23 protein-coding genes are annotated in these 23,185 nt (G+C 49.6%); 16 read left to right on the top strand and 7 right to left on the bottom strand.

The window, feature by feature from the left end:
- Positions 1-3 precede the first annotated feature (3 nt).
- The 5 genes from lptB to AAGC78_RS07685 are packed head-to-tail and all read right to left on the bottom strand — an operon-like array spanning position 4 to position 3,491.
- Complete coding sequence (gene lptB, locus AAGC78_RS07705) at positions 4-729, bottom strand: LPS export ABC transporter ATP-binding protein (protein WP_435783482.1); 726 nt, start codon at positions 727-729, stop codon at positions 4-6.
- 6 nt (positions 730-735) lie between these two features.
- Positions 736-1,356, bottom strand: a complete 621-nt coding sequence (gene lptA, locus AAGC78_RS07700) for a lipopolysaccharide transport periplasmic protein LptA (RefSeq protein ID WP_435783481.1) — start codon at positions 1,354-1,356, stop codon at positions 736-738.
- Positions 1,343-1,954, bottom strand: a complete 612-nt coding sequence (lptC, locus tag AAGC78_RS07695; protein WP_435783480.1) for an LPS export ABC transporter periplasmic protein LptC — start codon at positions 1,952-1,954, stop codon at positions 1,343-1,345. The genes lptA and lptC overlap by 14 nt, the downstream gene beginning before the upstream one ends.
- Positions 1,955-1,957: 3 nt before the next feature.
- Entirely contained in the window at positions 1,958-2,500 is a 543-nt protein-coding gene (locus tag AAGC78_RS07690; RefSeq protein WP_435783479.1) for a KdsC family phosphatase, read from the bottom strand.
- A 19-nt stretch (positions 2,501-2,519) separates the two neighbouring features.
- Entirely contained in the window at positions 2,520-3,491 is a 972-nt protein-coding gene (locus tag AAGC78_RS07685; protein ID WP_435783478.1) for a KpsF/GutQ family sugar-phosphate isomerase, read from the bottom strand.
- Between the two features lie 304 nt (positions 3,492-3,795).
- On the opposite strand from AAGC78_RS07685, the gene AAGC78_RS07680 reads away from it, so the two are divergent.
- From AAGC78_RS07680 to hisD, 5 genes are all read left to right on the top strand, one after another.
- Entirely contained in the window at positions 3,796-4,425 is a 630-nt protein-coding gene (locus tag AAGC78_RS07680) for an MlaC/ttg2D family ABC transporter substrate-binding protein (RefSeq protein ID WP_435783477.1), read from the top strand.
- 191 nt (positions 4,426-4,616) lie between these two features.
- Complete coding sequence (locus AAGC78_RS07675) at positions 4,617-4,871, top strand: BolA family protein (protein WP_435783476.1); 255 nt, start codon at positions 4,617-4,619, stop codon at positions 4,869-4,871.
- A 74-nt stretch (positions 4,872-4,945) separates the two neighbouring features.
- Entirely contained in the window at positions 4,946-6,211 is a 1,266-nt protein-coding gene (murA, locus tag AAGC78_RS07670; RefSeq protein WP_435783475.1) for a UDP-N-acetylglucosamine 1-carboxyvinyltransferase, read from the top strand.
- Between the two features lie 13 nt (positions 6,212-6,224).
- Entirely contained in the window at positions 6,225-6,860 is a 636-nt protein-coding gene (gene hisG / locus AAGC78_RS07665) for an ATP phosphoribosyltransferase (protein WP_435783474.1), read from the top strand.
- 101 nt (positions 6,861-6,961) lie between these two features.
- On the top strand, positions 6,962-8,269 hold the full coding sequence (gene hisD / locus AAGC78_RS07660) for a histidinol dehydrogenase (protein ID WP_435783473.1): 1,308 nt from the start codon (positions 6,962-6,964) through the stop codon (positions 8,267-8,269).
- A gap of 67 nt (positions 8,270-8,336) precedes the next feature.
- Here the strand turns inward: hisD and AAGC78_RS07655 are convergent, their stop codons facing one another.
- Together AAGC78_RS07655 and AAGC78_RS07650 are read right to left on the bottom strand one after the other, a co-directional pair.
- Entirely contained in the window at positions 8,337-9,464 is a 1,128-nt protein-coding gene (locus AAGC78_RS07655) for a trypsin-like peptidase domain-containing protein (protein WP_435783472.1), read from the bottom strand.
- A gap of 120 nt (positions 9,465-9,584) precedes the next feature.
- A complete protein-coding gene (locus tag AAGC78_RS07650) occupies positions 9,585-10,091 on the bottom strand; it encodes a YhcB family protein (RefSeq protein WP_435783471.1) in 507 nt (168 codons plus the stop codon).
- A 141-nt stretch (positions 10,092-10,232) separates the two neighbouring features.
- Here AAGC78_RS07650 and AAGC78_RS07645 point away from each other — a divergent pair, with 141 nt between their 5' ends.
- The 11 genes from AAGC78_RS07645 (at position 10,233) to pstB (ending at position 23,160) form a co-directional block, all read left to right on the top strand.
- Positions 10,233-10,895, top strand: coding sequence for an alpha/beta hydrolase (locus tag AAGC78_RS07645; protein WP_435783470.1), 663 nt, complete (start codon positions 10,233-10,235; stop codon positions 10,893-10,895).
- An 88-nt stretch (positions 10,896-10,983) separates the two neighbouring features.
- Complete coding sequence (zapE, locus tag AAGC78_RS07640; RefSeq protein ID WP_435783469.1) at positions 10,984-12,132, top strand: cell division protein ZapE; 1,149 nt, start codon at positions 10,984-10,986, stop codon at positions 12,130-12,132.
- 103 nt (positions 12,133-12,235) lie between these two features.
- Positions 12,236-12,664, top strand: a complete 429-nt coding sequence (rplM, locus tag AAGC78_RS07635) for a 50S ribosomal protein L13 (RefSeq protein WP_435783468.1) — start codon at positions 12,236-12,238, stop codon at positions 12,662-12,664.
- 11 nt (positions 12,665-12,675) lie between these two features.
- The gene (gene rpsI, locus AAGC78_RS07630) at positions 12,676-13,068 is read left to right on the top strand and encodes a 30S ribosomal protein S9 (protein WP_435783467.1); all 393 of its coding nucleotides are present in this window, start codon (positions 12,676-12,678) and stop codon (positions 13,066-13,068) included.
- Positions 13,069-13,589: 521 nt separating this feature from the next.
- Positions 13,590-14,189 (top strand): ubiquinol-cytochrome c reductase iron-sulfur subunit, encoded by a 600-nt coding sequence (gene petA, locus AAGC78_RS07625; protein ID WP_435783466.1) that lies wholly within the window; start codon positions 13,590-13,592, stop codon positions 14,187-14,189.
- A gap of 1 nt (position 14,190) precedes the next feature.
- Complete coding sequence (locus AAGC78_RS07620; RefSeq protein ID WP_435783465.1) at positions 14,191-16,425, top strand: ubiquinol-cytochrome c reductase; 2,235 nt, start codon at positions 14,191-14,193, stop codon at positions 16,423-16,425.
- A gap of 114 nt (positions 16,426-16,539) precedes the next feature.
- The gene (locus AAGC78_RS07615) at positions 16,540-16,965 is read left to right on the top strand and encodes a ClpXP protease specificity-enhancing factor (RefSeq protein WP_435783464.1); all 426 of its coding nucleotides are present in this window, start codon (positions 16,540-16,542) and stop codon (positions 16,963-16,965) included.
- 210 nt (positions 16,966-17,175) lie between these two features.
- The gene (locus AAGC78_RS07610) at positions 17,176-18,147 is read left to right on the top strand and encodes a PstS family phosphate ABC transporter substrate-binding protein (protein WP_435783463.1); all 972 of its coding nucleotides are present in this window, start codon (positions 17,176-17,178) and stop codon (positions 18,145-18,147) included.
- A gap of 165 nt (positions 18,148-18,312) precedes the next feature.
- Positions 18,313-20,604 (top strand): ABC transporter permease subunit, encoded by a 2,292-nt coding sequence (locus AAGC78_RS07605; RefSeq protein ID WP_435783462.1) that lies wholly within the window; start codon positions 18,313-18,315, stop codon positions 20,602-20,604.
- 15 nt (positions 20,605-20,619) lie between these two features.
- The gene (gene pstA, locus AAGC78_RS07600) at positions 20,620-22,308 is read left to right on the top strand and encodes a phosphate ABC transporter permease PstA (protein WP_435783461.1); all 1,689 of its coding nucleotides are present in this window, start codon (positions 20,620-20,622) and stop codon (positions 22,306-22,308) included.
- Between the two features lie 75 nt (positions 22,309-22,383).
- Positions 22,384-23,160: a phosphate ABC transporter ATP-binding protein PstB gene (pstB, locus tag AAGC78_RS07595; RefSeq protein ID WP_133684672.1), complete on the top strand. Its 777-nt coding sequence runs from the start codon at positions 22,384-22,386 to the stop codon at positions 23,158-23,160.
- Positions 23,161-23,185: the final 25 nt, after the last annotated feature.

Genomic DNA, 23,185 nt, shown 5'->3' with positions numbered 1-23,185 from the left:
GGCCTACAAGCGGAAGTGTTCGCCCAAATATACTTCGCGCACTTTGCTGTTGCTCAGCACTGTCTCGGCATCGCCTTCGGCAATAATGTGGCCTTCGCTCACGATGTAGGCGGTTTCGCAAATATCCAGCGTCTCACGCACGTTGTGGTCGGTGATAAGCACGCCGATACCGCGATCTTTCAGGTGGCGGACAATCTCTTTGATGTCGTTAACCGAAATAGGGTCAACACCGGCAAAGGGTTCATCGAGCAGGATGAATTTTGGGTCGGTCGCCAGCGCGCGGGCAATTTCTACGCGGCGGCGTTCACCACCGGAAAGTGCCATACCCAAGCTGTCGCGAATGTGGGTGATATGGAATTCGTTAAGCAGCGATTCCAGTTTTTCCTGGCGATGCTGCTTGTCTAAATCGGCGCGGGTTTCGAGGATCGCCATAATGTTATCGGCAACTGTCAACTTGCGGAAAATCGAGGCTTCTTGCGGCAAGTAGCCAATACCAGCGCGGGCGCGGCCATGGATTGGCAGCTGGGTAATATCGCGGTCATCAATCGCTACGGTGCCGTTATCGGCAGGAACCAGACCGGCAATCATATAAAAACAGGTGGTTTTGCCTGCACCATTAGGGCCGAGTAATCCAACGATCCGACCGCTTTCTACGGTGATGGAAACATCAATTACAACCTTGCGTTTCTTGTAACTTTTGGCGAGATGACGTGCGTGCAAGCTAGGCATAAGGAATCAGTCTGATGATGCAGTTGACGACGCGGCTGACGAGCTGGCCGGTGCTGGGGTCTGAGGCTGGGTAATGATCTTGATGTCATCGCCCGCTTTTCCACCTTTTGGGGGAATTACAATTTCGATACGTTGGCCGCCGCTGGCGGTATTGTTCCCGGCAGCTTTCATCACTTCTTTTACCAGATCGTAATCGATGTGCGGGCCGCTCATCACAGCACCGTTTTGTTCAACAGAAGCATCTTCCACCAGTAATAAGTGTTCGTTGTTGGGGGTGTAGGTAATTTGCTTGGCGGCTGCAGTCACCACGCCCTGGTCTTTCTCTGGTTGTTGCTGGAAGCGCGCAGGGCTGCCTGTGGCAATCATTTTCTCGACGCTACTGTCAGAATTGGTATGGATCACAATCGAATCAGCCGAAATCATCAGCGATCCTTGGGCGATTTTTACTGAGCCAGTGTAGGTGGCCACGCCATTTTTTTGGTCAACAGTCAGATTGTCGGCGGAGCCGCGAATAGTTTCATTTTTGTCTGTGGATAGGGCATAAGTGGCGGTGCTGAAGCTGGTGATCAGCGCGGCTAGCGCAAGGGCGCAAGGAGCAAACGTACAACGAATTTTAGCGGGGATCATAAACAGCCTTAACCTGGGACTTTAACTGAAGCCGACTCTGTGCCAGGTCGGCGTCCATACCTTTTGCGTCAATCTGACCTTTAGCGCTGCGCATCTTAACAGCTTTGTCTGTTTCCGCGAATTGTTCGCGGGGACGCACGCGCAGCTCGGTGGTGGTAATTTGAATCAACCCCTGGCTTGGTGTTTGTTGCTGGATAAGCACATTTTCAAGCAGGCGAATCAGTTGTCCGTTCCCTTCGCTGCGGCCGATGGTGGCGGTTACCAGCCAAGGGGCTTTCGATTCTGCGTCGTGAAGTGCCATATTGGGATTATCGATCAGCGTGTAATCCGCATCTGATGGAGTGTCCGGGTTCATCTGAAAGTGCGTGATTTGCGGCGTTATCAGCAGATAATGCAATCTGCCCTCCGAATCAAATTCCCGCGTTTCTACATCCTTCATATAGATTTGCGGAAAGCCGCTTGGATCATAATCGTAGCCGACTATTTCAGTTTTCTGGCGCAGGGAAAAGGCGAAGAAAAAGATCACCAATACAAACGCAACCAGCCAAGGGGCAGGTATATGTTGGTTGATTCTTTGGGCTCGCTCCAACAGTCTCATTCGTTATTGCTCATCCTTTACTGCGAGATAAGAAGCCAGAATAGGTTCAAATGTATCTTGTGCCTGCATGATTAAATCGCAGGCTGCGCGTACTGCGCCTTCACCACCGCGTTCGCGGCTTTGCCAGTGGGCACGTGCGGCCACATTTACGTGGGCATTAGCAACGGTAAAAGCGAGACCAACGCGCGTCATTACGGTCAGGTCCGGCCAGTCGTCACCCATAAAGGCAATTTCGTCCAGTGCGAAGGGATGCTCCTGCAAAATTTCCTGCAAAGCTTCCCATTTATCTTCGCGACCTTGTACCAATATCGTGATACCTAAATCACTTGCACGGCGTGTGACCAGATTGCTGGTGCGCCCAGTGATAATGCCTACCTTTACGCCGCTTTTCTGTAACGCTTTGATTCCTTGACCATCAAGCGTGCTAAACGATTTAAATTCTTCGCCCTGATTGCCAAAGTATAGGCGGCCATCAGTCAGTACTCCGTCCACATCCAATAACAGTAATTTGATGCGGGCAGCGCGTTCGCGCAACTCAGGATTCATGCAGTGGTTCCTGTTCTAATCAGATAATGCCTGCACGCAGCAGGTCATTGATTTTTACGACACCCACCAAGGCTTTTTGTTCGTTGGTGACGAGTAATACGTTAATTTTTGCCTGTTCCATTAATGCCAATGCTTCTGCAGCAAGCGTGTTATCGCGCAGCATTTTGGGATTGGTATTCATCAATTCACCGACGCTGGCGGTGCGAATATCTATGCCTTTGTCGATACTGCGGCGTAAATCGCCATCGGTAAAGATTCCGAGTAGGTCTCCGGCAGGACTCATGACAGTTGTCATGCCAAAACCTTTCTCTGACATTTCCATCAGTGCGCCCAGCATGGGGGTTTCCGGCGTTACACGCGGAATGTCATCGCCCGAGTGCATCACATCGGCAACGCGTAGTAATAACTTGCGTCCGAGTGCGCCGCCGGGATGGGAAAATGCAAAATCTTCGGCGGTAAATCCGCGCGCTTCGAGTAGTGCAATCGCGAGCGCATCGCCCATTACCAAGGTGGCTGTGGTGCTGGAAGTGGGGGCGAGATCAAGCGGGCAGGCTTCAAAAACGACGCTGATATCCAGATTGACTTCGGCTACTTCACCCAAGGTCGATTGCGCATTGGCACACATGCTGATGATTTTAATCCCGGCACGTTTCAGTAGCGGCAACAGGGTGACGATTTCGTTTGAGGTGCCGGAGTAGGAAATCGCGAGCAAAATATCGTTTTTGGTGATCATCCCCAAATCGCCATGGCTGGCTTCGCCGGGATGTACAAAAAAAGCGGGAGTCCCAGTGCTTGCAAGCGTGGCGGCAATTTTTTTACCGATATGGCCGGATTTGCCCATGCCGGTGACAATCACGCGCCCGGCGCAGTTGAGGATCAGATCGCACGCGGCAGTAAATTGGCCATCGATACGGCCGGTCAAAGCGGTCACCGCATCGGCTTCCAAACGGATGGTGCGCAGGGCAGAGCTGACGTAATCAAAGGCAGCCATATAACAATTCCACAATAGCGATTGGGCGGTTCCGGGGTGGGCATTATAACGGGCATGAATCGCAAGGCGAGGGATGTTTGCGTCTTTTTTCCTGCGTGCACGTTATCGGTGCCCGGATCTAAATGTTATAGTGCGCGCCGCAAGCCTGCTCACCGCGCCTCCGGTTAATAAACCGCCACATCCAATAAGCACGCATAAAGAATGGCACCATAAGGAATTAGCGCTGTCTGAGTTTCGGTACCTTCGTTCAGGTACATGGCCATCTCTGACTTAATGACCACATCTCAATTAGGAAGGTTTTACGATGAAATATATGCTCACCAAAGCCTATGGTGTTGTATTCGGTGTAGTGGCGTTGCTCAGCACCAGTGCTATGGCACAAGCGCCGGCAGCGGCTGCTTCTGCCCAAACCCCGCAAGCAATTGTGGAATCGGTTGCGCAAAAACTATTCGATTTGGTAAAGGCCAAAAACGCGGCAAAAACAGCCGATGATGTGTACTACACACAAGTTGATGGCGCACTTAATGGTGTTGTTAACTTCCCTTTTATCGCCGCATCGGTGATGGGTAAAGAGACTTATGCCAAGGCGACCCCCGCTCAGCGCGAGCAGTTCCAGAAGGTATTTAAAGATGGGATGGTGAAATCCCTTGCCAAAGGCGTGCTTGGTTATGCCGATAGCAAAGTCACCATCGCTGGTGTGACTGAAGCAAACCCGACGCGCGTCGTGGTTAAGCAAGAAGTTGCAGCTGAGGGCACTACCCACAAGCTGGATTACACCATGCAAAAAGGCAAAGCAGGCGATTGGAAGCTGATCAATGTGGTCCTCAACGGCGTGAATTTGGGCCAATCATTCAGCGGTCAATTCAAAGCTGGCCTGAAAAAGTACAACGGCGATGTGGATAAAGTTATCGCCAATTGGTTGGTCGATGCGTAACCAGCAATAGCGGTTATAAATTGCTGACGAAAACCCCGGCCAAGTGCCGGGGTTTTGCGTTATGGAGTAGGGTTTTTGAGTGCGATATGGGCGACATTCCGGTAAACTTCGCGCCTTAATTTATTTATCGCTATTTATGTCTCGTTTTTCGCATAGACCTAACTGGCCTGACTTCCTTATCGAGTAACACTATGCAAGCTGAACAAATCAAAGCACTGATCGAAAGCCAAATCCCCGACTGCGATGTTAAATCGGTAGACGTTATGGGCGATCACATCGGTGTCGTCGTTGTGAGTCCTGCCTTTGCCGGTTTGACCCCGGTTAAGAAGCAGCAATTGGTGCTGTCTACCCTGAGCGCCCAATTTGCCGACCGCAGTATCCACGCCGTGGATTACATCAAGTCTTTCACTCCCGAGCAGTGGGCTCAGCAGCAACAGCAGCAGTAATTGTTACGCGCTCATTGTCTGGCTGGTGTGATGATCGGTCTCTTTTTTGACACTTTTTAGTTTTCAGGGTTGTAATGGATAAGTTTTTGATCGCGAGCGGCGGGCCGCTCACTGGCGAATTGCGTATTTCCGGCTCCAAAAATGCGGGCCTGCCGTTGTTGGCTGCGGCCATCTTGGCTGATGGCAAAGTACATTTGAGTAATGTCCCTCATTTGAAAGATATAACCACCATGGTGCAATTGTTGAGCACCCTTGGCCTGACCATTGAGATTCAGGGCGAGCATGTGGTGATTGTTGATCCCAACACTATTAATTCCTACACCGCGTCTTACGAGCTGGTGAAAACCATGCGCGCATCGATCCTGGTGCTCGGGCCGTTGCTCGCTCGCTACGGTGAAGCGAATGTATCTTTCCCTGGCGGTTGTGCGATTGGCTCGCGTCCGGTGGATATCCATCTGCGCGGCCTTGAGGCCATGGGCGCAACGATTGAAATCGATGGCGGTTATATTCGCGCCCGCTCCAATGGCCGCTTGAGAGGCTGCCATTTCCTGATGGATATGGTCACTGTTGGCGGTACTGAAAACTTGCTGATGGCGGCAGTTTTGGCGGAAGGTAAAACCATTCTTGAAAATGCTGCGCGCGAACCCGAGATTGTTGATCTCGCCAACATGTTGGTGGCGATGGGCGCGAAAATTGAAGGCATAGGTACATCCAGCCTCACCATTTACGGCGTGGAAAAATTGCACGGCTGTGAATACAGCGTAATGCCCGACCGTATTGAAACTGGTACTTATTTGGTTGCTGCCGCTGCGACACGCGGCAAAATTAAATTGACCAATACCCGCGCCGATATTCTCGAAGCAGTGTTATTGAAATTGCAAGAAGCCGGTGCGGATATCACCACTGGTGAAGATTGGATTGCACTGGATATGCACGGCAATCGCCCGAAGGCCGTCAGCTTGAAAACTGCGCCTTACCCTGCGTTCCCGACCGATATGCAATCACAATTTATGGCGATGAATGCTGTTGCTGAAGGTGTGAGCCACATTACCGAAACGATTTTTGAAAATCGTTTGGTGCAGGTTGCTGAATTAAATCGCATGGGCGCGCACATCGAACTCGAACACAACACCGCAATTGTTACCGGTGTTGAGCGTTTGAAAGCGGCGCCGGTGATGGCATCTGATTTGCGCGCGTCGGCGAGTTTGGTAATTGCCGGTCTGGTTGCTGATGGCGAAACCTTGATTGACCGCATTTACCACATTGATCGCGGTTACGAAGCAATCGAGCAAAAATTCCAAAGCCTGGGTGCCAGCGTGCGCCGTGTGAAAGGTTCATAAAAAGGTAAATTCCATGAGCCAAACCCTGACTATCGCGCTGACCAAAGGGCGCATTCTCGAAGAGACTTTGCCGCTGCTTGCGGCGGCAGATATTCGTCCGCTCGAAGATATGGAAAAGAGTCGCAAACTGGTATTTGAAACCTCCCAGCCTAACGTGCGCTTTTTATTATTGCGCGGCGCGGATGTTCCCACCTACGTGCAATTTGGTGCGGCGGATATGGGCATTTCCGGTAAAGATACCTTGATGGAAAACGGTGCTGAAGGTTTGTATGAGCCGCTCGATTTAAATATCGCGCGCTGCAGATTAATGACTGCTGGTGTTAAAGGCGAATCGCTACCTGCAGGCCGTATTCGTGTTGCGACCAAGTACGTGAATATCGCCAAACAATATTACGCATCGCAAGGGCGCCAGACTGACATCATCAAACTTTATGGCGCGATGGAACTTGCACCGATTATGAATTTGGCTGATGAAATTGTGGATATTGTCGATACCGGTAATACCTTGCGTGCAAATGGTTTGGAGGAGCGCGACTTTATTGCGGATATCAGTTCGCGTTTGATCGTGAATAAAGCATCAATGAAAATGAAACACGTTCAAATCCAAACCATTATCGACCATATCGCCAAGGCGATAGCGGCTGATTAATTTTCTATTCCGTCGATTGCAAATACCAATGTGCATTTGCAATCGACAGGCTGCATGATCAACGTATTATTTTATCCTTTAGTTTTTGAAAAGAGAACTCCATGTCTGAATCTATCATCACCCGTTTGGATGCAAGCCAAAGCGATTTCAATCAGCGATTGGATCAATTGCTTGCTTGGGAATCGGTTAGCGATACGCGCGTTGCTGCTGTGGTAGATGATGTTCTGCATCAGGTAAAAAACCGTGGTGATGCAGCAGTGGTGGAATTCACTAACAAATTTGATCGCCGCACGGCGCAAAGTATTAATGATTTTGTGGTCTCGCCAGCACAATTGCAGCATGCGTTAACACAAATCAGTTCTGAGCAGCGCGCTGCATTGGAAGTTGCTGCTGAACGCATCCGCAATTATCACCAGCATCAGTTGCAAAGTTCGTGGCGCTACACCGAGGCTGACGGCACTGTGCTCGGTCAACAAATTTCAGCAATGGAGCGTGTGGGTTTATACGTACCTGGCGGCAAAGCGTCTTATCCGTCATCTGTATTGATGAATGCGATTCCGGCGAAAGTTGCCGGTGTTGATGAGTTGACCATGGTGGTGCCAGCGCCCGATGGTGAAATCAGCCCGATGGTATTGGCGGCCGCAGTTATTGCGGGCGTTGATCGTGTAATTACTATCGGTGGTGCGCAAGCTGTTGCAGCACTCGCGTACGGAACTGAAACTATTGCCAAGGTCGATAAAATTGTTGGCCCCGGTAATATTTATGTCGCGACTGCCAAGCGCGCGGTGTTTGGTCAGGTGGCGATTGATATGATCGCTGGCCCATCAGAAATTTTAGTCGTGTGCGATGGCTTGACCGATCCCGATTGGATTGCGATGGATTTGTTTAGCCAAGCGGAACACGACGAGCAGGCGCAATCGATTCTGTTGTGCCCGGATGCGGAATACCTGGATAAAGTTGAAGCATCGATTAAAAAATTATTGCCGACGCTCGCGCGTGAAGCTATTGCGAGCGTATCGTTAAAAAATCGCGGTGCATTAATTAAAGTGGCTGATATGGAGCAGGCAATTGCAGTGAGCAATCGCATTGCGCCCGAGCATTTGGAATTGTCAGTTGCTGATCCTGAATCATTGCTGCCGAAAGTGCGTCACGCCGGCGCTATTTTCATGGGGCGTTTTACTCCGGAAGCGCTTGGCGATTATTGCGCTGGTCCTAACCACGTATTGCCAACCTCGGGCACTGCACGTTTTTCATCACCGCTGGGTGTGTACGATTTCCAAAAACGCAGCTCGATTATTATGTGCTCGGCCGCAGGTGCATCGGTGTTGTCAAAAACTGCATCGGTATTGGCGCGCAGTGAATATCTCGAAGCGCACGCGCGTTCAGCGGAATATCGAATTATTGATTAAACATTACTGCTAAAGAAGTAATACTGAAATAAAATAGGCGCTGATGCGCCCATTTTATTTTGTCTTTTTACGTTTTGGTTTGCGCGTTGCTGCGTTCGCCTGCGATAGCTTCAATCTCTATTGGTTCGCCATTGCGGATCAGATTAAGCTTCACTTTGGATTGTGGAATCAATTTATTGACCAAATCCATGCACTGGCGTGCATCCTGAATTTCTTCGTGATTAATGTGCGTGAGAATATCATTGGGGCGAACACCGGCGAGATGCGCAGGACCATTGATGTCGACACCCGATATCACTATGCCTTTGACGCGCGGGTGTGGTCCGCCTTCAATGCCCAACCAACCGCGAATAACACGGCCGTGTTGTGCAATCTGGTGCAAGCTTTCCATCGCAATTTTTGCTGGTACTGCAAAACTGATTCCGGAGGATGTATTGGACTCATCCAGTACGGCGGTGTTGATGCCAATTAAATTGCCATACGCATCTATCAATGCTCCGCCTGAATTTCCCGGATTAATTGCCGCATCTGTCTGGATAAAATTTTCACGATACGCTACTTCACTTACACCGACATTCCAGCGTCCGGTTGCACTCACAATTCCCTGGCTTACGCTTTGGCCAACACCAAAGGGATTGCCAATCGCTAAAACAACATCACCCACTCGAACATTATCTGAGTTCCCCTGGATGATGGGGGTGAGATTTTCCATCTGGATTTTTAGCACGGCTAAATCATTATCAGAATCCATGCCGATCAATTCGGCGTTGGTCACGCGTCCATCGTAAAGCAGTACAAAAATTTTATCGGCGCCATTGATGACATGGTTGTTGGTTAGGATTAAACCTGAGCTATTGACGATCACACCTGAACCGAGCGTTTTCTGCATGCGCTCTTGTTGCGGTGTGTTGGAATTGTTGTAGAGGTGGCGGAAAAAAGGGCTGTTGGATAAATCCTGGTTGCGCTGTACGACACGCTTTTCGGTGTAAACGTTGACTACTGCTGGTGCAGCTCGATCAACCGCATCTGCATAAGAGACGACGCCATAGTGGGGATTGGCTGTGCCATTCGGCGGTGTTTGCGGTTGTGGTTGTGCGCCGCGCAATTGCGGGAATAATAGCAGCGCGAGTAACGCAATAATAACGCCTGCGGTAATGGGCCAGCCAACAAACTGCAGCAAGCGTTGTAAGTACATTCAGAGCGTCTCCGCCGATATTATTTTGGGGCAAGAAAAACCCCGCGACTCAGCGGGGTTAAACCTATATGTCGACGTCCTGTACGCAATCAATCCAATGCTAATTGTGTTGCCTGCTAATCAATAACGATTGGCTTTACCATCAAAATCATAGTCATCGGCAGATTCAGTTGGCAGGCGCGATACATCGTGGTGGTCATCGCGCAAACCATAATCTTCACTCAGCATACCTTTAGCGCCCGGGGTTTTTGGGGCCCAATCGCGCGGCGGCTCAATGTGCTGCTCACTAATATAGGCTTTAGTATCGCCGCTGAGGTTGTTATTGGCTGAGTCCAGAATCTGGCGGCTAATCGCCGGGGTCGCCAGTTTCAGTGCGCCATTCGCCAAATGCTCATGTACTTCACGATAGGCCTGAGTCAGGTTATTTACCAGTGAAGAGGTTTGGGTGAAGTGTTCGGCCACATCGCGCTGATAACCTTGCAGTGCGCTTTCCGCCTCATGCAGGCGCTGTTCAAGGTCGCGTCCGAGTATTTGTGCGCGAAATACATACAGCAGCGCAGCACCAATACCTGCACCAGCGAGCAAACACAGTAAACCAGTAATAACAAGGGCACTAAATGAATACACAGAAATCTCCCGCAGATATGGCAGCTACACAGACAATATGCAGCTTGGAACATTGTTGACTCTATTATAAGTCCATTTTCTCATTAAAATGGGCAAAAATTATTGAGCTTGTGTGCTGGCACTGAATCATTGAGGTAATGAATGCATTTCTCCTTCGCTAAAGAGCAAGAACTTTATATTCCCGGCCCCAGTGGCCAATTAGAAGCGGTAATCCATCAGGGGCATGAAGATGGGCATTTTGCTGCACGTGAGTTGTTGGCGATTGTGTGTCATCCCCACCCACAGCACGGTGGGACTATGGATAACAAGGTGGTGACCACCTTGATGCGCACCTATCGCGATTTGGGAATTCACGTCATTCGGTTTAATTTCCGCGGTATTGGCAAGAGCGAGGGCGAGTTTGATAATGCGGTGGGTGAGGTTGATGACCTGCGGGCGATAATCACCTGGAGTCAGCAACACTTATCCCACATGCCGCTATTGCTCGCTGGATTTTCCTTCGGTTCGTCTATCGCTGCGCAGGCAAGTTACGATGTTATCGGATTGAGGCATTTGACACTGGTGGCGCCGCCGGTAGAGCGTTATCCCTATGATCGCGCCGGAGCATTTCCCGCTCCGCTGTGTGTGATCCAAGGCGATAAAGACGAGCGCGTCTTTGCTGAGGGCGTTTATCAGTGGGTGGATAAATTGCAAAGTCCGACGGAATTGATTCGTTATCCTGAGGCGAGCCATTTCTTCCATGGTTATCTGACTAACTTGAAATCTGACTTGACCGAGACATTGGTGCGGCAAATCTCCGCTTGATGCGTACGTCTCTCCTATGAAATTTGATGGCGCTACAACTGGCTTATCGCTAAAGTGACCGCCAGTTTTAGCTCGCTTGTTTGAATTTATGATGACTTCTATATCCCCCTCGACTTCGTTGTCCCCGTTGGAACGCTACCAGCAGGATTTGACTCGCCCTGATTTTCGTTTTGACCCCGCGCAAAAAGCAGCCGTTGATCACCTGCAGCATTTATATGAAGAGTTGGTTGAGGTGTGGAAAACCGAACAGGAAGAGCAGGCAGGCCTAGGTGGCTTTTTTAAGCGCTTGACCGGTAGCAGGCCTCGACAGTTAGTGCGCGGTTTGTATTTTTGGGGCGGTGTAGGGCGCGGCAAAACCTATCTGATGGACAACTTTTTTGAGAGTTTGCCCTTCGAGCAAAAGCTGCGTGCGCACTTTCATCGCTTTATGCGCCGTGTCCATGCCGAGCTTAAAAAGCTCGATGGGCAGAAAAACCCTCTCAAACAAGTAGCCGATATTATCGCCAAAGAAGCGCGGGTTATCTGCTTTGACGAGTTTTTTGTCTCCGACATCACTGACGCCATGATTCTCGGGACATTAATGGAGGAGTTGTTTGCCCGCGGAGTTACCCTGGTGGCCACCTCCAATATCGTGCCCGATGGCTTATATAAAGACGGCTTGCAGCGCGCACGCTTCTTGCCTGCTATAGCTCTGCTCAACCAGCACACTCTAGTCGTTAATGTGGATGGCGGTGTGGATTACCGTTTGCGCGCGCTGGAGCAAGCTGAGTTGTATCACTCCCGCTTGGATGAAGCTGCAGACCAAAGTCTTATGGCCAGCTTCAAGAGCCTTGTTGCCGCCAATGCCGAAATTCAGGTGGCGGTGGATTTGGAGGTGGAAGGACGTCTTATACAGGCACGTTACGTGAGCGAAGGGGTCGCCTGGTTTGATTTTGTCGAGTTGTGCGATGGGCCGCGCTCGCAAAATGACTATATTGAATTGGCGCGCGAATATCACTCGGTGATCCTGAGTAATGTGCCTGGCTTGGGACGTGAGAAAGATGATCAGGCGCGCCGCTTCGTGAATCTGGTCGATGAATTTTATGATCGCCAGGTAAAACTGGTGATTTCGGCAGAGCGCCCGCTGGCGGAGTTGTATTCGACCGGTAAGCTCGACTTTGAATTCCAGCGCACCGTCAGCCGTTTGTTAGAAATGCAGAGCCGCGAGTATCTGGCGCGTCCGCATCGGCCGGAATAGCACATTCAGTTGTAAATTATGGTTGAAAAGCAAGCATCGGCTGTGTAGTATGCCGCCTCCCTATTTTAGGGGCATTATCCACATCCAATTAGGCAGGAATAACATGAAGACCTATATTGCCAAAGCAGAATCTGTCTCTCAAGACTGGTTCATCGTGGATGCGGCGGGAAAAACACTCGGCCGTTTATCTGCGGAAATCGCCTCGCGTTTGCGTGGCAAGCACAAGCCAGAATTCACTCCACACGTTGATACCGGTGATTACATCGTTGTGATCAACGCTGCTCAAGTGCGCGTGACTGGCCGTAAAGCAACTGACAAGATTTACTACTCGCACACTGGTTATGTGGGCGGCATTAAATCTATCAGCTTCCAGAAGTTGATTGAAAAAGCGCCAGAGCGCACCATCGAAACTGCCGTTAAAGGTATGTTGCCGAAGGGTCCACTCGGTCGTGCTATGTTCAAAAAACTAAAAGTTTATGCAGGTAATGAGCATCCACATGCTGCTCAGCAACCTAAAGAACTGAACATCTAAGGGGAGCTGACATGTCTGCTACACAATTTTACGGCACCGGCCGTCGCAAAACCTCTACCGCGCGCGTGTTCATCACTGCCGGTACTGGTGCAATTATCGTTAATGACCGTCCTTTGGACGAGTACTTCGGTCGTCCAGTTGCGCGTATGGTTGTTCGTCAACCGCTGGAACTGGTTGGTCTGGTAGAAAAGTTTGACGTAAACGTCACCGTTACCGGTGGTGGTAGCTTCGGTCAAGCTGGTGCTATTCGTCACGGTCTGACCCGTGCTCTGATGGAGTACGATGAGTCTCTGCGTAGCGAATTGCGTAAAGCTGGTTACGTTACTCGCGACTCTCGTGAAGTTGAACGTAAGAAAGTGGGTCTGCGTAAAGCACGTAAGAAGCCACAATTCTCCAAGCGTTAATGGTTTTCTCCAGTCGGTTTTTTGCTGGCTGGAGAACAATCACCAAAAAAGCCCATGTCGTTACCGACGTGGGCTTTTTTGTTTATGCATGATTAAGAATGAGCGTCGCTGCCGATCGATTCGTGACTGGCATCAAGTGTTTTTGATGATTGCAATGTCAGTAAAGGTGCGCGCGAGTTGTGATTGGTGGGCATCTAAAACCAGTAACTAGTTGATAGTTTTATTGATTTGAGACAAGTCACTTAAGGTTTCTTCGGGTTTAGACTGAGAATATTGAATTACGCTCACGCCTTTACTGGCTTGGGCGTTTTTTTACGTCTAAAATTAGCGGCTTATAACCCACTGTTTACGTGTGGTTATTCTTGTAAGCAGTGCGTTAATTCATTAACATTGCCCGCCTTTTCTTAGAGTCACCCAATATTCCTTATTTCGCCGGACTTAATATCAGTAACTGTATCAAGTCGCAGGACGATTTTAGGCAATTTGCTAGCCGTTAAAGCTGTTTAGGGGAGAATATCGTCATGAGTAATGACGCTGTAAATCAAACGCGCCGTCGCGTATTAATCGGGGCCACTTGTGCAGTGGGTGCGGTTGGTGTCGTGGGTGCGGCCATTCCATTTGTGGGTTCGTGGAACCCAAGCGCCAAAGCGAAAGCGGCGGGCGCACCGGTTAAATACAACATCAGCAAAATCGAGCCAGGTGCTCTGGTGACTGTTGAGTGGCGTGGTAAGCCAGTATTTATCGTTCGTCGTACCCAGGCAGCTCTGGACAGTTTGAAGAAAGTAGAAGAGCAGGGTGTTCTGCTTGATGCTGGCTCGAACGAGCCGCAACAACCTGAGTATGCCAAGAACCCTGAGCGTGCAATTCATAAGGAATTCGCAATTCTGTTGGGTGTTTGTACTCACCTGGGTTGTGCACCTATGTTCCGCCCTGATGTGGGCGCGGCAGATTTGGGTGGCGAGAAGTGGCAGGGCGGATTCTTTTGTCCATGCCATGGTTCTAAATACGATCTTGCAGGGCGTGTTTATGTAGGTGTTCCAGCACCGCTGAATCTGGAAGTTCCTCCTCATCGTTATGAGAGCGAGTCTATAGTTGTGATTGGCGAAGATCAGGGGGCTTGATATGAATTGGTTAACAGGTATATGGCAGTGGGTTGATAAGCGTCTGCCAGTTCAACGTGCATGGGATACCCACATGGGTAAATACTATGCGCCGAAGAACTTTAACTTCTGGTACTTCTTTGGTGTGCTCTCGCTGTTGGTATTGGTAAACCAATTGGTTACCGGTATCTGGCTGACCATGAGCTACAACCCATCAGCCGAAGGTGCGTTCGCATCGGTTGAATACATCATGCGCGATGTGGATTTTGGTTGGTTGCTGCGTTACATGCACTCCACCGGCGCGTCGGCATTCTTCGTAGTGGTTTATCTCCATATGTTCCGCGGCATGATGTACGGCTCTTATAAGGCCCCGCGTGAGCTGGTGTGGATTTTTGGTATGACCATTTATCTGGTGCTTATGGCGGAAGCCTTTATGGGGTACGTATTGCCCTGGGGCCAGATGTCATACTGGGGTGCGCAGGTAATTGTGTCCCTGTTCGGCGCTATTCCTGGTATTGGTGAAGACCTTGTACAGTGGATTCGCGGCGACTACTTGATCTCCGGTATTACCCTGAACCGTTTCTTTGCACTGCACGTTGTGGCGCTGCCAATCGTGTTGCTCGCCTTGGTGGTAATGCACATCCTCGCATTGCACGAAGTGGGTTCTAACAACCCGGACGGCGTTGAGATCAAAAAGAACAAAGATGAGAATGGCATTCCACGCGACGGCGTTCCTTTCCATCCTTTCTACACTGTGCACGATCTGGTTGGTATTACTGTCTTCCTGTTTGCTTTTTGCTTCATCATGTTCTTTATGCCAGAGATGGGCGGTTTCTTCCTTGAGTACGCTAACTTCGAAGAAGCAAACAACCTGAAGACCCCGACCCACATCGCCCCGGTTTGGTACTTCACTCCTTTCTATGCGGTACTGCGTGCAGTGACCATGCAGATCGAGCTTGGCCCAATGGTGTTGACCGCTAAATTCCTCGGCTTTATTGCCATGGCGGCGGCGATTGCCATCCTGTTCGTATTGCCTTGGTTGGATCGCAGTAAAGTGAAGTCCATGCGTTACCGTGGTCATATCCCGCGCGTTATGCTGATTGCATTTGCTGCAATGTTTGTGATCCTGGGTTACCTCGGTGTTAAGGCGCCGACTGAAGGTCGTACCTTGTTATCGCAAATCGCTACTGCGTTCTACTTCGCTTACTTTGTGACTATGCCGGTTTGGACTACCACTAATCCTGATGGTCCTAAATCCAAAACTTCCTGGGTTCTGTGTGGTGCGTTTGCAGTGATCTTCGGTTGGATGGGGCTGGAATATATCCGTGGTGATGTACCGGTATTCCTGTTGGTGCTCTGCTTCCTGTTGGCGGCGATCTTTGCTGTGTTGCCACTGCTGGCTGCGCGCGATAAAGATCTGGAAGAGCCTACCCGCACTCAAGCCAAAGGTTTGCCAGCGATTGTGGTGCTTGCTGGTCTGGCGTTGTTCATTATCCTTGCAGTTGTGCCTATCAAAGCTGTTGCTGCTGAAGGCGCGTTTCACTGCGGTGCTGTTCCATGTGATGCCATGGAACCGGATCTGAACAACAAAGAGTCTTTGCAGCGCGGTGCGAAATACTTCGCCAACTACTGCATGGGTTGCCACTCAGCGAAATACTCGCGTTTCGAGCGTGTTGCTGACGATCTGGATATCCCACACGATCTGATGGAGCAAAACCTGATTTTTGGTGATCAACGTATCGGCCAATTGATGGAAATTGCGATGAAGCCACAGCAATCAAAAGTATGGTTCGGTGTAGCTCCACCGGATCTGACCTTGGTAGCACGTGCGCGTTCACCGGAATGGCTCTACACCTATCTGCGTAACTTCTACAAAGATGAAACCCGTCCTTGGGGTGTTAACAACCGTGTATTCCCGAACGTGGGTATGCCCCACGTGTTGATTGGCCCGCAAGGTTTGCTGGAGTGTGGTGCTGGTCCAAAACTCAATCACCACGGCGGCGCGTTGCGCAATGACGTAGGTCAGGTTGAAGTGGACGAGCACTGCGGTGCGCTGAAAGAAGGCAAGATCAAAGGTACTATGACTACCGCTGAATTTGATGCGGCAGTTTACGATCTGGTTAACTTCCTTGAGTATGTTGCCGAGCCTATCGCTGTTAAGCGCCAGTCTATTGGTATGTATGTATTAGGATTCCTGGTAATCCTGTTTATCTTTGTCTACTTCCTGAATCGCGAATTCTGGAGAGAGATACACTGATAAAAAACGGGCGACTTAGGTCGCCCGTTTCGTTTGTGGCTTGATTGAATTGAGCCTTGCTTAAAATACCTGTAAGTTGTCGTCGGTATTCATTCCCAGCCAAAGGAAATCTTTATGTCCATGACCTCCAGTCGTCCGTATTTTTTACGTGCCATCTACGAATGGATATTGGACAACAATTGCACTCCCCACATTTTAGTGGATGCTCATGTACCTGGCACCCAAGTGCCCCAGCAACATGTGAACAAAGACGGGCAGATCATCCTCAATATCTCCCCTTCGGCGATCAAAGACTTTTTTATGGACAACACCGCCGTATCCTTTAACGCGCGTTTTAGTGGTGTTGTTAACAACCTCTATATTCCCTGCGGTGCAATCCTTGGCATTTATGCCCGTGAAAATGGGCAGGGGATGATGTTTGAAGCAGAGTCAAATCCGCAGCCGCCCGCTCCACCACCACCTTCTCCGGTTGCGCCAACGCCAATCAATAAAGCGTCCAGTGATGCGGCCAAGCGCCCTGGGTTGCGTGTCGTCAAATAAGCTTATTGCGAAAAGAAAACACCAGCTGCGGCTGGTGTTTTCTTTTCTGGTCCACAAATTGTGACGCTTGTGAGACACATTTGTGACAGGAATGTCTGTTAGTCATATAACTGTAATATTCGATGGGTAAAGTGATCATCAGTGGAGAGGAAAGACCTCTCCATAAACATGACAAGAATTCTTTACTCACGATGACTAACGGAGCGCTCTATGAACGCTATGAAAATTATCAAAGGGCTGGCAATCGCCGGTTCTATGGTTTGTGCCGCCGCGCTGCACGCCGCTGTTGATCCTAAATTGCCTGAGTACAAAGTAGTTACCGGCGTTTCAGGAAACGTAAACTCAATCGGTTCAGACACCCTGAACAACCTGATGACCCTGTGGGCTGAAGATTTCAAAAAATCCTACCCTAACGTTAACATCCAAATCCAGGGCGCTGGTTCGTCAACTGCACCGCCAGCATTGACTGAAGGTACTGCGAACTTTGGCCCAATGAGCCGTGCAATGAAAGCTGAAGAAATCCAGGCTTTCGAAGCTAAACACGGATATAAGCCAACTGCAGTGCCAGTGGCGATCGACGTTCTTGCGGTATATGTGAACAAAGATAACCCGATCAAAGGTTTGAGCCTGCAACAAGTAGATGCCATCTTCTCTGCGACCCGCAAATGTGGCGGCGCAAAAGACATCACCCGTTGGGGTGAGTTGGGTCTGACTGGCGCATGGGCTAACCGCGATTTCACTTTGTACAGCCGTAACGCTGTATCAGGTACCTACGGCTACTTCAAAGACGAAGCCCTGTGTAAAGGTGACTTCAAAGCCGGTATCAACGAGCAACCAGGTTCTGCATCAGTAGTACAAGGTGTGTCTGAGTCGATCAACGGTATTGGTTACTCAGGTATTGGTTACATCACCTCTGGTGTTAAAGCGATTCCTTTGTCCAAGAAAGACGGCCAGCCGTTTGTAGCTGCAGATGCTTCTCATGCATTGGATGGTAGCTACCCATTGGCACGTGTGCTTTATGTTTACATCAACAAGCACCCGAACCGCCCATTGGATACCTTGCAGTTGGAATTCGTTAAGTTGGTATTGTCCAAGCGTGGTCAAGAGACTGTAGTGCGCGATGGTTACATTCCATTGCCAGCCACTATGGCAACCAAGGCTTTGGCTGACTTGCAAAAATAATTCACCCTTGAGGTGATAAAAAAACCGCCGACTCGCTCGGCGGTTTTTTTATAAACAGCCATCGCAATGTGACAGTAAGATGACAGAAAAACCGGTTTTGTAACAAAAGTGTCATCAAGCCTTGTTAGCATTTCCGTGCCAGCAGTTTAATCGAGTGAGTAGACCATGTCAGAACCCACTGTATCGGTAAGACAAACGACCAGTTTGATGCCGACCGCCGAACAACGCACGCGTCTGCGTCGTATCCGCAAACTCAAAGATGCCACCTCCCGCTACGGTGTTATGACTGCAGGCATGGCAGTTGTATTTTCTCTGGGTTTGATTTTCTTTTACTTATTCTCTGAGGTGGCGCCGCTGTTTCGCGGGGCATCGGTCGAAGTGGTCAAGACTTACGACCAGGCCGAGCTGCATCAGATCGAAAATGACAATACTGAATTTTTAACGCTGGAGCGCTACGAGGAAATCGGTGGCAGCTTCAAGCGTAGTGGTGCAGTGAACTTCTTCAACGTCAACGATGGCAAAACCATCCTTGAAGCACAGCTGCCCAAAAGTGAAGGTGCTGAGTTTGCCAGTTTGGCGACCAGCACCGCCGACCACGGTTTGATTGCTTACGGTTATAGCAATGGCGAAGTGGCGGTGATCAAAACCAATTACTCACTCAGCTACCCGAATGACAAACGTTTAATTACCCCGAGTTTGTTGAATCCATTGGGTGAAACGCCGATTCGTTTGGACGAGCAGGGCGCAGCACTGAAAGTGTTGGCGATTCAAGAAACTTCTGCCGGAACCCTGATTGGTACCGTCACTGCCGATAATCGTTTATTGCTCGGCGTATTCAGCAATAACACCAATATGATTACCGGCGAATCAACTCTGTCGCAGGAAATTTTTACTCTTCCACCGTTGCCAGCGGGCGCGAATGCAATCGCAATGCAAATTGATGAGACTGCACAACACTTAGTGGTTGCGACTGATAACTCGCAAATGCTGCTGTACAAAATTATTAATCCTGCTGCTGCAGAGCGCAAAGAAGCAGTCACGGTTAACAGCGGAAAAATTACCGTAATGCAATTTTTAGTTGGCACCGGCTCACTGGTAGTCGGCACAGATAAAGGCACCGTGAGCCAATGGTTTTTAGTGCGCGATGCAAGCAATGAATACCACGTTGAATTTGTGCGCGACTTTGATTTACTTCCGGGTGCAATCACTACTGTCACCCCGGAATTTGCCCGTCGCGGTTTTTGGGCTGGCGATGACAAAGGCAATATCGGTATTTATTTCGGTACGTCTGATCGCACCTTGTTGATCAAATCCATGGGTGAGCAACCCATCCGCAATCTTGCCGTTTCTCCTATTAACAACCGTGCATTGTTAATCGATGCGGATAAAAAAGTAGCGGTTGCTGATGTGTGGAATAAACACCCTGAAGTTTCTTTCAGCTCGCTGTGGGAAAAAGTATGGTACGAAGGCCGCGAAGCACCGGAATATATTTGGCAAGCGTCTTCCGGTAGCGATAACTTCGAAGCAAAAATGAGTTTCGTCCCGCTCTCACTCGGTACATTAAAAGCAGCGTTTTTTGCGATTCTGTTTGCAGTACCGCTGGGCGTGATGGGCGCAATTTATACCGCTTACTTCATGACGCCGAAATTGCGCGGTATGGTGAAACCTACCATCGAAATTATGGCGGCACTGCCCACCGTAATTCTCGGTTTCCTCGCCGGTTTATGGCTCGCGCCGTTTATCGAAAATCATTTACCGGCGCTGTTCAGTATTTTGATTTTGTTGCCCATAGTGATGTTGGTGACGGGATTTATCTGGAGTCGTTTCCCGGAATCCATTCGCAGCCGTATGCCTGAAGGTTGGGAAGCCGTTATTTTGGTGGTGCCAATTATTATCACCGTGTGGATTTGTGTGGCGATGAGTCCGTTCGCCGAAATCTGGTTCTTTGAAGGCAGCATGCGTCAATGGTTTACCGACAACGGTATTAGCTACGATCAGCGTAACGCTTTGGTAGTAGGTATCGTGATGGGCTTTGCGGTAATCCCGAGTATTTTCTCTATCGCTGAAGATGCGGTGTTCAGTGTGCCGCGCCATCTTACCCAAGGCTCTCTTGCGCTGGGTGCAACTCGCTGGCAAACCATGGTTGGCGTTGTGTTGCCAACTGCGAGCCCGGGTATTTTCTCTGCGGTGATGATGGGCTTTGGTCGTGCGGTGGGTGAAACCATGATCGTGTTGATGGCGACGGGTAATAGCCCGGTAGTGAATTTCAATATCTTCGAAGGTATGCGCACGCTCTCCGCGAATATCGCGGTGGAATTGCCGGAGACGGCAGTAGCCAGTACGCACTTCCGTGTGCTTTTCCTTGCTGCGCTGGTGTTGCTCGCGCTGACGTTTGTAGTGAACACGCTCGCTGAAATCATTCGTCAGCGTTTGCGTAAACGCTACAGCAATCTTTAATTCCTGGTGACTGCAATGAAAAATTTAGTGAAAGCACAAGCCGACTGGTTTAAAAGTGGATCGCCGTGGATTTGGTTGAACGGTGGTGCAGTAGCAATTTGTATGGTGATGGTGGTCGGCCTGCTGGGCTTGATTGCTGTACGCGGTTTTGGACACTTCTGGCCAGCCGATATTTTGCAAACCTCGATTGTTGACCGCGAAGGTGCGCGTCACATTGTGATGGGTGAAGATGTCCGCTCAGAAATTATTCCCGCTGCTGTTGCGCGCGATGGTGGTTACACCGTTGCTGACGATGTTGAGTTACTCACTCGTCATTTATTCAAGTTGGGTAACCGCGATGTTAGCGGTCGCGATTTCGTCTGGTTCCTTGAAACCGGTATGGAAAAATGGGAATACCCAATTGATGCGATTTCTATTGAGCGTCGCGAGTGGGGTAATTTTTACGGCTATCCAGTAGCGATTAAAGAACAGGATGCAGTTGTCAGCGAATTAAATAGCCCCGATTTCTGGCAGCAATTGGATACCCGTATTGAGCGCGCTCTGGATTTGCACAGCCAAATTCAACGCATTGAAAAATCTGATATCGGTCGCATCAACAGACAGATGGATGAGTTGCGTCTTGATCGTCGCCGCATGGAATTAGATGGCGCTTCCAGTGCGCAACTGGCGGCAGCCGATGTGGAGTTTGCCGAGCGCCGCGCTGCATTGGAAGCGGAATACACCGTTATCAAACAAAGCCGCGATGATATTTTGGCGCAGGCAACGCGCGATAAATTAATTGCACGCACTGCCGATGGTAAAGAAGTCGTCATCGCCTTTGATCACATCGTGCGCGTTACTCGTCCAAACGATTTAAGTGTGTTTGGCAAGACCGGCCAATACCTTGAGCGCTTCTGGGAATTTATGAGCGCTGAGCCGCGTGAGGCGAATACCGAAGGCGGTATCTTCCCCGCGATTTTCGGTACGCTGACCATGGTAATCGTGATGTCGATTATGGTTACGCCCTTCGGTGTACTCGCGGCAATTTATTTGCGCGAATATGCCCGTCAGGGAACCTTCCTGAAAATTATCCGTATTTCGGTATACAACCTGGCTGGTGTTCCTTCGATTGTGTACGGCGTATTTGGTTTGGGCTTTTTCGTCTATACCCTCGGTGGCAATCTCGATGAATTGTTTTATGCGGAATCGCTGCCGTCGCCGACTTTTGGTACGCCGGGATTGTTCTGGGCATCGCTCACATTGGCGTTGTTAACTTTACCGATTGTAATCGTGTCGACTGAAGAAGGTCTGTCGCGTATCCCAAGTACTATTCGCCAGGGTAGTTTGGCTCTGGGTGCAACCAAAGCAGAAACTCTGTGGAAAGTGGTTGTTCCGCTTGCAACACCAGCGATGATGACTGGTTTGATTCTCGCAATTGCGCGTGCCGCCGGTGAAGTTGCGCCGCTGATGTTGGTGGGTGTAGTGAAATTGGCTCCAGCGTTACCGGTTGATGGTAATTATCCTTACTTGCATCTCGACCAAAAAATTATGCACTTGGGCTTCCACATTTACGATGTGGGTTTCCAAAGCCCGAACGTTGAAGCGGCGCGTCCGCTGGTATATGCAACCTCATTGACATTGGTATTGCTGATCATTGCACTCAATATCACTGCGATCAAAATCCGTAATAACCTGCGTGAAAAATACCGCAGTGCATCGGATTAATCGCTGCAATTTTTTTGTAATAAATTTGTCACCAAACTGAAATAAAATTAGCGAAATTTTTAACAGGCACAGCTTATGACCCCGACTGCATTGGTGGAACCGATCAAGCTTGAAGTAAAAAACCTCAACTTGTACTACGATCAAAAGCGCGCCCTTAATGGCGTGAGCATGAAAATACCGGAGAAAAAAGTGACCGCGTTTATCGGCCCGTCCGGTTGCGGTAAATCAACGCTGCTGCGCTGTTTCAATCGTATGAACGATTTAGTTGACGGCTGTCGCGTTGAAGGTGAGATCCTGCTCGACAGCAGTAACATTTATGACAAAAGTGTTGATGTGGCAGAATTGCGTCGCCAAGTGGGAATGGTATTCCAAAAACCAAATCCATTTCCAAAATCAATTTATGAAAACGTAGCTTATGGTCTACGCTTACAAGGTGTGAAATCCAAGCGTGTATTGGATGAAGTGGTAGAGAAATCATTGCGCGGTGCAGCGCTCTGGGATGAAGTGAAAGATCGTTTGCACGATAACGCATTTGGTTTGTCGGGTGGTCAGCAGCAGCGTTTGGTAATTGCGCGTGCAATTGCAATTGAGCCGGAAGTTATTTTGCTCGATGAACCAGCATCTGCACTCGACCCAATCTCTACCCTGAAGATTGAGGAGTTGATTAACGAACTCAAGCACCAATATACAATCGTTATTGTGACGCACAACATGCAACAAGCAGCGCGCGTTTCTGATTACACAGCATTTATGTACATGGGCGATTTGATTGAGCATGATTTAACGGATACGCTCTTTACCAACCCCAGTAAAAAACAAACTGAAGATTACATCACCGGCCGTTACGGTTAATGCGGAGGCGCATCATGGTTATGGA

The organism is Cellvibrio sp. (assembly GCF_039207905.1).
In the GTDB taxonomy this organism is placed as follows: domain Bacteria; phylum Pseudomonadota; class Gammaproteobacteria; order Pseudomonadales; family Cellvibrionaceae; genus Cellvibrio.
This window is presented reverse-complemented; position numbering and strand designations above follow the sequence as displayed.